Source organism: Halorarius halobius (assembly GCF_024298865.1).
Classification (GTDB): domain Archaea; phylum Halobacteriota; class Halobacteria; order Halobacteriales; family Haloarculaceae; genus Halorarius; species Halorarius halobius.
Window position 1 is genome coordinate 158,137 of record NZ_CP101164.1, and the last position, 9,365, is coordinate 167,501.

The 9,365-nt window shown below is 56.2% G+C and carries 9 protein-coding genes and 1 pseudogene; 7 read left to right on the forward strand and 3 right to left on the reverse strand.

Annotated features, from left to right (window positions below):
- Window positions 1–11: 11 nt before the first annotated feature.
- Window positions 12–881, reverse strand: coding sequence for a hypothetical protein (locus NL112_RS22490; RefSeq protein ID WP_255153029.1), 870 nt, complete (start codon window positions 879–881; stop codon window positions 12–14).
- 158 nt (window positions 882–1,039) lie between these two features.
- Between NL112_RS22490 and NL112_RS22495 the strand changes: the two genes are divergently transcribed.
- Both NL112_RS22495 and NL112_RS22500 read left to right on the forward strand, forming a co-directional pair.
- A complete protein-coding gene (locus NL112_RS22495) occupies window positions 1,040–2,428 on the forward strand; it encodes a hypothetical protein (protein WP_255153030.1) in 1,389 nt (462 codons plus the stop codon).
- Window positions 2,425–3,843 (forward strand): argonaute/piwi family protein, encoded by a 1,419-nt coding sequence (locus tag NL112_RS22500; RefSeq protein WP_255153031.1) that lies wholly within the window; start codon window positions 2,425–2,427, stop codon window positions 3,841–3,843. Before NL112_RS22495 ends, NL112_RS22500 begins: the two co-directional genes overlap by 4 nt.
- Before the next feature lie 467 nt (window positions 3,844–4,310).
- Here the strand turns inward: NL112_RS22500 and NL112_RS22505 are convergent, their stop codons facing one another.
- Window positions 4,311–4,787 (reverse strand): DUF6788 family protein, encoded by a 477-nt coding sequence (locus tag NL112_RS22505; RefSeq protein WP_255153032.1) that lies wholly within the window; start codon window positions 4,785–4,787, stop codon window positions 4,311–4,313.
- 98 nt (window positions 4,788–4,885) lie between these two features.
- Here NL112_RS22505 and NL112_RS22510 point away from each other — a divergent pair, with 98 nt between their 5' ends.
- From NL112_RS22510 to NL112_RS22520, 3 genes and pseudogenes are all read left to right on the forward strand, one after another.
- Complete coding sequence (locus NL112_RS22510; protein ID WP_255153033.1) at window positions 4,886–5,230, forward strand: hypothetical protein; 345 nt, start codon at window positions 4,886–4,888, stop codon at window positions 5,228–5,230.
- On the forward strand, window positions 5,227–5,637 hold the full coding sequence (locus NL112_RS22515) for a DUF8129 domain-containing protein (RefSeq protein ID WP_255153034.1): 411 nt from the start codon (window positions 5,227–5,229) through the stop codon (window positions 5,635–5,637). Before NL112_RS22510 ends, NL112_RS22515 begins: the two co-directional genes overlap by 4 nt.
- A gap of 239 nt (window positions 5,638–5,876) precedes the next feature.
- Window positions 5,877–6,512: pseudogene (locus NL112_RS22520) on the forward strand (TSCPD domain-containing protein); the annotation flags it as partial.
- Window positions 6,513–6,538: 26 nt separating this feature from the next.
- Here NL112_RS22520 and NL112_RS22525 read toward each other — a convergent pair.
- Window positions 6,539–7,759 (reverse strand): hypothetical protein, encoded by a 1,221-nt coding sequence (locus tag NL112_RS22525; RefSeq protein WP_255153035.1) that lies wholly within the window; start codon window positions 7,757–7,759, stop codon window positions 6,539–6,541.
- A 308-nt stretch (window positions 7,760–8,067) separates the two neighbouring features.
- On the opposite strand from NL112_RS22525, the gene NL112_RS22530 reads away from it, so the two are divergent.
- Together NL112_RS22530 and NL112_RS22535 are read left to right on the forward strand one after the other, a co-directional pair.
- Window positions 8,068–8,616, forward strand: coding sequence for a hypothetical protein (locus NL112_RS22530; protein ID WP_255153036.1), 549 nt, complete (start codon window positions 8,068–8,070; stop codon window positions 8,614–8,616).
- A gap of 285 nt (window positions 8,617–8,901) precedes the next feature.
- The gene (locus NL112_RS22535; protein WP_255153037.1) at window positions 8,902–9,162 is read left to right on the forward strand and encodes a hypothetical protein; all 261 of its coding nucleotides are present in this window, start codon (window positions 8,902–8,904) and stop codon (window positions 9,160–9,162) included.
- The last annotated feature ends 203 nt before the right edge of the window (window positions 9,163–9,365 follow it).

A 9,365-nucleotide genomic window follows, 5' to 3' on the forward strand; every position in this document is an offset into this window, starting at 1 on the left:
AGGAAAGGCGGTTAAGAGGTGGGTGAAAGACCGAGGAGGGCGATTGCAGCTCCGTCAGCGGCTTCGGACACTACCTGGTTCCTTTCCAAGTCTGTGTGTAGGCGGGAGCGTTCTCGCTCGATCAGTTCGAGTTCCTTCCGGATGTCCTCTTGGCGGCCTTCGAGGTCCTGCGTGTCCAGTTCCTCAGCGATCTCTTCCGGGGTCAACCCGGTGTTTTCGCGTTGGGCAAGGTCGATGCAGAAGATAGTCCAGAACAATTCGGAGACTTTCAATGCTTTCTGAGGCCTGTATTCCTCGGCGTCAAGTTCTGCGATGACGACCGAATACCAGAGATCTAGGTCCTCCTCCAGCCACGGATAGTCGTCGACCGGGAACGAATCGACGATATCGAAGACTGTGTCGATGACTGCTTCCCAGCTTGAGTCTACTTCAGGGTAATCTGGTTTATCGTCGATAGCGTCACTGAGCTGTTTGTCGAGTCGCCGATAGTGGCGCTGGACGTTGTAAGGCGCGTCCTCATACATGTCATCGGTCAGCCCCTCTGTATTTTGTTCGTACAGACGGTTGAGTGCTCGAGAGAGTGCGAGACGAGCCTTTGTTTCCTCCTCCTGGGGAAGGCTGACCTGGGCAGCTGAACGGCCGCAACGGACTTCTCGGCCACCGTCACTCCAGTCAACTGTAACCGGGGACCCACCGATCTTCGCCATGGTTCCGAACTTGTACCAGAAGTGCTGGATATCCGTGTCCAACCCGACATCATCGAGTTCCTTGTCAGCGAAGTAGAGCAGTTTGTAGAAGGTCTTGGGGCGTAACGGATTCGAGTAGAATCTCTCATCCAAGAGAAGGGCCGTTACCTCCCCTACGCTCAGTGTAGAGGTCATGCTTATTCGAGGCTAACAGCACCCTATCTAATGACTGTATTGAAAACAGTGAATCTGAATCTTGAGTCTCCAAAACCTGGCCAGGCATCCAATTCTTGGCCTGAATCTGGTCACTGCGACGAAATGATTTAGGTACTCCATTGTGTCCCCAGAGCATAGTGGTGCTCACCAATCTCCTCGGGGAACGCGAGGCCCTTGCTAAGAACTCGGAAATCTACGGCGACAAAGTCCAGGAGTACATGGAGGCGATGGGATACTACATCACAGAAACCTCACCCACCCATGGCGGACTAGTCGACCAGAAATACGAGCTTCCAGAGATCCGGGGAGATCGAGAGGTTTGGGTCGAACTCAAGTGGACCGACCAGCGCCGTCACGGGAAGAAATTCCTTGAAGAGATGGGGAAGTACTTCCTTCACTACATGGACCGGCCTCCTGAGAAACGGTTCGACGTGGCCATCTTCGGGCGGAACCTCGAGAACTTCAACGAGTGGCGGAAGATCTTCGACGTCACCAAGCAGACCGACGAGGCAATCCAGGAGTTCTATGACCGGGTCTGCGAGAACGACAAGCTCTCGGACGATCACCGCAGGAAGATTAAGAGCTATCCGATGGACGATTTCGAGGAGTTCTTGAGTGATACCCACGTCTATCAGGCCGACTACGACTCGCTCTTGATGAAGATCGAGGAGTTCGAGAAGGATGACCGGTTCAAACCGGACTTCTTCCAGCGTGAGGCTGAACCCATCACCGGGAACGAGGAGCTGACCACGAACCTCGTCGAGATAACAGAGTACCCTGAAACCTTGTATATCGGCGATCAGGTAGAGGGTGCGACTCAGCAGGTTGCATTCAAGCTACGTCCCTTCACGGTACCGACGTGGTTCAAGTCGAACAAGGTGTACAGCCTGTTACCGCCGGAGGAAATGTCGAGAGCGGTCAAACAGTTCATCGCTCCAGAGACCGTTGAGGAGACCGGGTTCCGGTCGTGGGTGGAAGTCGACCAGGCGAACGCCGATATCGGGAAACGACTGATCCGAGCCGTTGTCCTCTCCAAGGGTGAAAACCGTGGCTGCATCGCGATAAACTACCGAGGTGACTACCACCTCTACTTCCCTCACGAAGACTCCGAGGAGGAAGTCCGGGAAGAGGAAGGTCGACAGGTCACTAGGTACTTCGGTGACGGAGACTCCCCGTTCTTCCGTCACCACTCACTCCGCATCGACGCCCTCGAATACTCGGGTCAGTACTTCCTTACGCTGAAACCAGCGATCCTGTTCACCTCCAACGGGAAGGAGAACCGTATAACCGGTGAACAAGCCAAACCGTTGCACGACAGGTTCAGCCCCAGTCGACACGGGAACAACCGGAAAACACGGAGCCGGATCAACCACTGGTGGAAAATCCTAGACTATGGGGACTCGAAACAGGACGAGCTGGATATCGGGACTGAACCCGTGATGCTTGATGTCAACAAAAGACCGCCCAGAGACACCGATGAACGGGATGACACCATGCAGAACAAGTGGTTAGGGGAGTTCCAATGAACGAATTCACTGCTGAAGTCCTCGACGAACCTGGCTTGATGTTCGCCAACGGTGAGGAGGCCATCGACCCGCGAGTCGGGTTAATGGAATACGGGCCGAGAACACCCTCTGGTAAGTCCGAGCATCAGGTCATCAACATCGGGTACATCGGGTCTGGCCGATCTCTCGGCGCAATCGAGAAACTGTTCAAGGACATGGAGCTGGCGATCACCGCGGACGAAGACAAATCGAAGCGGTGGAAGCCGCCTTTCCCGGGACTGGGTGAGCGGTCACCGTTGAACATCACGTTCAACACCCAGAAGCGGTGGCGGCAGACGATTACACGAGGGGAGATCCGGGATCTGAAACAGATCCGCAGCCAGAAGGACCGTTTGGAAGAGGCCGTCGAGATCATCAAAATCAATCTCGAAGTCCTATACTCGAAAGAGACGCCGCCTGACGTTGTTTTCATTGCGATTCCTGAAGCGATGTGGGATGCGTGTACTCCGTCGCACCAGGATCATGCGCGGATGCAGTCAGAGACCAGCGACTTCCACAACCGCATCAAGCTGTTAGGGATGGAGGTCGGGGTACCGACGCAATTGATGCAGCCGAAGACCCTCCGCGGTGAGGACGTCCAGGACAAATCCGAGATCGCCTGGAACATCGCGGTCGGAACACTGTACAAGGCACAGCGCGGCCATCCCTGGAAACTAACCGAGCTGGAGGACGGGACGTGCTTCGCCGGGATCTCCTTCTACAAAGAGCGAGGCGGAGACCAATCCCGGACACGGACAGCGATGGCCCAAGTCTTCCTGGAGACAGGAGAGAACTTCATCCTCCGAGGCGACCCCGTCGAAGGAGAGAAGCATGGCCCTGGGAACAACCATCTCGCGGAGGACGACGCCGAGCGGCTGGTCAAGAAGATTCTCAGGCACTACCGTAACCACAAGAAGACCGAGCCGCGACGGCTGGTGCTTCACAAGCGGTCAGAGTTCAGGGAAGAGGAGCGAGAGGGATTCATCAAAGGTGCGGGGAACATTGAGTTGATGGACTTCGTCAAGGTCCGCGAACGGCACCCTGTCCGGGCGTTGAGTTCCGGGATCTATCCGGCGCTTCGAGGAACGATGGTCTCCGCACCGAACAACGAGGAGCATTACCTGTACACAAAGGGGTACATCCCGGCCTTGTCGACGTATCCAGCCTCGAATATTCCCGAGCCTATCGTGGTCAAGCCGGATCCAGAAGTCAGTGATTCTTCGCCACAGAAACTGTGCCGTGAAATGCTGGCGTTCACGAAACTGGACTGGAACACTTCGGACTTCTGTACGAAGCTCCCGGTCACGATCGGGATCTCGGATGCTGTGGGGAACATCCTGGCTGAGGCTGAAGCCCAGAACACGAGTCTCGATATCCATTATTATCACTACATGTAGCAAACCGGGCGAGTTACCCTACCCCAACGAAGACAGTAGGCCGGTATAGAACTCACAGACAGTTATACAGCCTTTTAATGGTCCCACCCCCGGCAATTAGTAGGGTCAGGCCACCGAAGATCCAGATAAACTAGGCGATGTAAATCACAGGCTCCGGTGCCAACCCGATTTGAGTGAAGTACGTGTACAATCAACCGGCTTCCACGATATGGATCGCTGAGTGAACTCTGCACATCGCAGCGATCGTCATCGGGAACACTAGAATCGATATCAACCCGAGGTCCGACCCGATGAGCAGGTGACTTTCACCATCCAAATACTGGTGCCGTATCTCCCCAGGTATTGGCAAACCTAGCTCTGTGATCGATGAGCGGCTAGGGCACCATTATTCTGAAAATCACGACTACAACGACTACAGACGGGCATATTGTTGGTAGCCCTGTCTTGGTATTTAAGACTCCGTATCCCTACCCTTCGCTGGCTTTCCCGGCGTACTTCGAGGTCACTTTCCCCCGGCTATCTCGATATATAATGTAAGTGTACGGACCATGTGGGCAACCCTTGCATCCTGGTCCACACGGGAGCTTCCGTATCTGGACGTGCCCATATCGAGTCAATTCGCCCTCTGAGAGTTCCTTCAACTCGTCCGTACTCATCTCTTCGAGTTCTTCTTTCGCCGCACGCCGCTTCTTGCGGGAGAGGTTCTGCGGTGGCTTCTCGTCTGCGACCTCACCCTCTCCGGCCGTTTCATTCGGAGACACCGGCCGTTCCTTGTGCTCGATGAGTTCCTCGCAGTAGTCGGTGACTCGCTCTAGATCGTACACGGTCTGTGCCTGCAGGGGCTCCCACACGCGCTTTGCCAGCCCTTCCGGGGGTGCAGGCATCTCTTCGCCCCTCTCTTCGGGACTGGCGGGAGCGCCAGCGTCGGGGTCAGGTTCGGGCATGCGTTATCCTACGCTACCTTCATACTAATAACGTAACGTAGGGTCGGCAAACCACACCCAGTTTGTCGTCTCCCGCTTCGGTGGAGGGACTCATCCTGATGGATACTACCACGACCGCACAACATACCCCCGCCACCAGCGACGTCGACGCCAGTATCGCCGCCACCCGCCGTGTGCAACATCTCACCGCCGTCGCCCGAGACGCTATCGACGACCCCAGAACCCTCGATGGGGACGCACTTGCGAAGGCCGTCGTCCGAGCACTCCACGACGCACACCCTCACATCCGATTCGAGGACGCCCTCGAGCTCGCTGTGATCGTCGAGACGCCTCCCGCCGACTCGTCGACGGTGGAAGCCATCGAATATATTGTCGCAGACATCTGTTCTCATCTCGACGAGTGGAACCGCTTCGAGCCACCGGCAATCCCAGGACAAGCATGAGTGGCGACAAATCGCTCCTCGAACAGCTCCCGCCCGAGAAACTCCTCGATACACGGAATACGCGGGTTATCACACCTGCAATCGAGATGATGGAAGAGGTCGCGACCGTTGAACTATACATTGAGCACGAGCGGGCGAACCGTGACCGAGCGGGTATCATTCACCACCTTACCGAGCAAATCGACGCCATCTACGAGGAAAACGGCGAGATCCCGCTTGGAGAACAGGACCAGGAACAAGAGCCGGAAGGCGAACATGGAGGAGCCAACGTATCCACCGACGATGTCGAGACGGTTTCATCGATGTCGCCACCGGAAGAGCTGCTTGCGTACATCCACGACCTCGAGAGTGAGTCAGACGAAGAGATCGCCTCATCGCCCGCGCCACCCACGTGGGATGAGCTTTAACACTCATTTTGTTAACCCCCGAAATCCCGCGGAGATACGTACATAGAACTGTCATACCCGGTGATTTCTCCGTATGTTCTTAACCTCATCCCGCCCGTATCTCTACCTAGTCGAACGGCGAGATATGTCGACTGTCGTCACAGCGGAACATCGCCAGACGACCTACAACAAAAAACAGGATTCAACCCATGAAACACAACCAGGTTGACACCACAGAACCAACCGAAACCGACTCCAAATCCCCTGAACAACTGGCTGTGAAGCAACCACGTCCAGACGTCCTCACCGGCGTCACGCAGCGCGTCCAGACCGGCTACGGCAAACTCTATGTCACTATCAACGAGGACGCCGATGGCCGGCTCTTTGAACTCTTCGCGAATATTGGGACCTCCGGCGGATTCACCGCCTCCTTCACCGAGGCGCTCGCAAAGACTGTTTCCACCGGACTCCGTTCCGGTGTCGACCCCGAGGAGATCGCTAGCGAACTCCGAGGCATTCGCTCACCGAAGGTTGGGTGGGACAAGGGCGATAAGACGCAGTCCATCCCAGACGCCATCGGCCTCGCGATGGCGCGCTATCTCCAGGGCGATCCCGACCTCGACTATCCCCACCAGCAGAACCTCGTGGAAGCGGTCGGAGAAGACGCCACGGCCGCACACAAAGCCGACGGCGGCACGGTCACCGGCCAGGAGGCGAACTCGAACACGGACGGCAACAGCCACGATGGTGACTGGGGAGACGGCAAGCAAGAAGACGCGACTGCTGCACTCCTCGAAGCCGGCGCATCTCCCGAGTGTCCAGATTGCGGGTCGATGTCCCTGTACTACTCGGAGGGCTGCAAAACCTGCCGAGCTTGTGGCTGGTCAGAATGTTAATGACGTAGTCCAAACAGTTCGTCCCGCTAGTCCCACACCATCTCGGGTGGGTTGCTCGTCGCCCGCTTGCTGTCCGAAGACGGCTTCGTTGCCTCTGCTTCCATCTCAGGTTCGCCGAAAAGCTGTCGAATCGGGTGGCGCAGCGTCGCCAGTCGTCCGAGGTCTCCCTTTCGGTAGTCCACTGCCCACGTCCGCGTGTTTCTCTTCTTGTCGCGTCGAGCGACCACAATTTTCACTGGACCATACGGCACTTTGGCGATGGAGATCCAGCTCTCACACAGCTCCGTGCCTCGGAAACTCAGGGATGCTCCGCCGACCCAGTGTGCAACCTGTTGGTCTGCACTCCCCGAGTCAAACCACTCCTTTGTGTCCTCCATAAACGCCTCAAATCGCTCGGGAAACTCGCTCCCGATGTGGACGATCATGTACTCGGGATTACCCCGCTCGGTATCCTTCTTCCACCACTCAAGGAAGATGTGGTTCGACGGCGAGCGGAGGATGTTGATCCACGCCCGCTCACGTCCCTTCCCATGGAGGGAGACTGCGTCGATTTTCTCCCATCCCTCGGGGGATACGCCCTTATCGTAGTATCCCCGAAGCGGCGGGATCACTTCGAGCGCGTGAGCTCGCAAGTACTTCGCAGGGAACGGAATCTCCACCATCACCTCGGGCTGTTCCAGCGGGTCCATCAATCGCTGCACGCTCTCTGGGTAGCCATCGACACCCTCTACGATGGGCACAGCATGGGGCCACGGCTTCTTCACGCGGTGTTCCACGAACTTCATATCCTGCCCCTCAAAGTCCGACTGATACGCCCAGAACACCGAGTACCCCGCTTTCAGGTAGTCCCACGAAATCGAGTCGATCTCCTTGTCGTCGTGCTTGTGCTGAATCTCGACGATGAATCCTTTCCCGAATGGATAGAACTCCTCAGAGAACGTCGCGACCACGTCCGCAATCCGGTCGGTCCCCGGAATGGTGCGCTCGTGATCGACGGTTGCTGACTCGAAAATCTCACGGAGTTTCATCGCCGCGATGGTCTTGAGTTTGGCGCGGAGGTTCGATTCGCCAGCACACTCTGACCCAGAAGGGTGGACAAAGTGCTTCGAGACGAATCGCCCACGGTTGTAGTGCGATCGTCGGAGGAACAGAGGTTCTTCACAAAGTGGACAGAGAATGTCGTCATCGTCCTTGACGTCTAGGGAGAGTACCCGGTCACCGTTCGGCCGCATCGCGAGGTATGGCATGGAGGAGGGTTGTTGGAGGGAGTGTTTTCGTGGTAGTCGCTCATATTCTAGTACGCGCCGTGCGGTAAAATAGCGCTCGGGGTGTCAAACTACCAACCCCCGAAAAACCGCCCGTTTGTCGCAGAGGCCAACTGTCCTACGTAACAGTTCTAACAGCATAACCGATGTCGTAACGTAGGGCAAATCCTCCTGCCAATCGAACCGACCAGCACCTCCCGCCGATTTTGTCTCCCCCGGGAGCGCAGAGGGGCGACACCAGAGGCACACATCCGCCTGCCGTGTGCAGCATCTCGACGAGCCGTTGCCCCGTGGAGATCGAGATCCCAATGGCTACAGCAGCATCTGATTCTAACCCAGCAGAAGACTCGACACCATCTATTGAGAACGCCGCAATCCGGCGTGAGGGCCGGGCGCAGACACAGAAGATGTCCGTCGCGTTGCTCCGACAGGGCGGCATCTACGAGGTCAGATCAGCGTCCGGGGGCATCTACGAAGTTGACGTACTCCAAAGAACCTGTACGTGCCTCGATGAACCACCGGAAGGTGGTGGGTGCAAACACTACAGGCGCGTTCGTACTGACATTCAAGCCGGCCTCGTCCCGCGACCCGATGGGAAGCTCCCAGACACCACTCAATTAGCGTTGACCGACGAAGAGATACATGCGATTCGGTCGGCGGAGGCCACCATCGTCAAACAGTATCTTCTTGATGCTCTCCTAGCTCGCGAACTCGAACGCGCCCAGCTCGACCAAGAGATTCACGATCTCGAATTCCTCGTCGAAGTTCTCTTGGAGGTCGGCGTTTCGGAAGGATACGATCTCAATGAGAGTCGGACACCCTTACCAGACACCTCTTAATTCATGTCAAATAAATCAATACTACGGCACTTACCGGAGACGTCTGCTGCGTAGTGGCCCGTACTCCTCCAAAAGTACCGGCCACGGGGAACACCCTCCAAGAAGTGCCTGAGTGACAGAATCCACTTCCTTTCGAGGGGAGCGAACCTGTCACTCATCCGCGCAGACGTTCCTGACCGGGCGTCGTAGTCTTGTAAGATGTGAATGTACACACTTACCTGATATAACCTTTGGCTCTAAACCGGCATCCTCGAGGCTATTCGTCTCCTTCCGCCCCGGAGGCGTTTGCATCAGACGCGAACTCATGGGATTATCTCGATAAATATACGTTTCGGCGAGATTCTCCTCGTCATCCAGAATCGAGACGGCGGAGACACCCTCGAAGCCTTCCTTCGCGCTCCCGGAGGCGTGTTCAATCTATTACTTGCGTACGAGGCATCCCCGAACGAGCCTGCCGACGCCGAGAAGATCATAAAGCGCCTGCTCACCTCCGGCTGGCTGTACGAAGTCGACAGCGAGCTCCGGATCACCGATCCAGCGACCTAACTCGCCCACATCTGATTAGTTCCTTTTGTCGTTTCTATTTCCCAAGATGGGTACGGGACCATTCACACTCTGGGGGGTATACAGTTCTAATTCAGATTTTATCCCTCTGTGTCCCGCGACCGCGGATCGATCTAATTCATATACCTAATTCACCTACCTAATCTGTTTCTCAAGATGATTGATTCCATTACCTCCACTCAACC

Bases quoted from the DNA above. Each gene is read 5' to 3' on its own strand.
- NL112_RS22500 (WP_255153031.1), top strand. From the start codon at position 2,425: ATGAACGAATTCACTGCTGAAGTCCTCGACGAACCTGGCTTGATGTTC.
- NL112_RS22510 (WP_255153033.1), top strand. From the start codon at position 4,886: ATGGATACTACCACGACCGCACAACATACCCCCGCCACCAGCGACGTC.
- NL112_RS22515 (WP_255153034.1), top strand. From the start codon at position 5,227: ATGAGTGGCGACAAATCGCTCCTCGAACAGCTCCCGCCCGAGAAACTC.
- NL112_RS22525 (WP_255153035.1), bottom strand. From the start codon at position 7,759: ATGCCATACCTCGCGATGCGGCCGAACGGTGACCGGGTACTCTCCCTA.
- NL112_RS22490 (WP_255153029.1), bottom strand. From the start codon at position 881: ATGACCTCTACACTGAGCGTAGGGGAGGTAACGGCCCTTCTCTTGGAT.
- NL112_RS22505 (WP_255153032.1), bottom strand. From the start codon at position 4,787: ATGCCCGAACCTGACCCCGACGCTGGCGCTCCCGCCAGTCCCGAAGAG.